Annotated in this window: 1 pseudogene; it reads left to right on the forward strand. The window is 56.8% G+C overall.

The window, feature by feature from the left end:
• Positions 1-80 precede the first annotated feature (80 nt).
• Positions 81-838: pseudogene (locus ACIPSK_RS33020) on the forward strand (IS5 family transposase).
• The last annotated feature ends 17 nt before the right edge of the window (positions 839-855 follow it).

Consider the following 855-nt stretch of genomic DNA (forward strand, 5'->3'; position numbering starts at 1 on the left):
CTAGGACCGATCGACATTCAGGATTCCCAAATCGGTTGATCACTGATTCATAGGGTACCGTGTGAAGCACGGAGGCCTTGATGGGAGTGAAGCGATACGAGTTGAACGGGGCGCAATGGTCGAGAATTGCGCCTTTGTTGCCAGGCAAGGCCAGCGATCCAGGTCGGACGGGCGTAGATAACCGGTTGTTTGTGAACGGATGTTTGTGGGTGCTGCGCTCGGGTGCACACTGGCGGGACCTGCCGGAGCGCTACGGCAAGTGGAAGACGGTCCATCGCCGGTTCAGTCGCTGGTGCCATGCCGGCGTATGGGAACGGGTCTTTGATGCCCTCACTGCTGACCGGGACAATCAGTACTTAATGATCGACAGCACCATCGTGCGTGCCCATCAACAGGCGGCGAGCGGAAAAGGGGGGCCAAGGATCAGGCGCTGGGGCGTTCCAGAGGTGGACTGACGACCAAGATCCATATGCTGGCCGATGCACTCGGGCGTCCCTTGCGCTTTATCGTGACGGCCGGCCAGGTCGGCGACATCACGCAAGCTCCCGCTCTTCTTCATGATCAGACAGGTCAGGCCGTTCTGGGCGATAAAGCCTATGACAGCAATGCCTTGCGGGCAACAATCGCGAAGATGGAGGCCGAAGCGGTCATACCCTCAAACCGTTCCCGAAAAGTCATCATTCCGCATGATCCGATCATCTACAAGCATCGCAATCGCATCGAAAGGTGCTTCAATCGCCTGAAACACTTCCGACGCTTTGCCACACGCTACGAACGTCGAACTATTCACTTCACAGGATTCATCCATCTCGCTGCGATCATGATCTGGATACCATGAATGTCGATCGGCCCTAG

This window comes from Rhizobium sp. LARHSG275, from assembly GCF_052871115.1.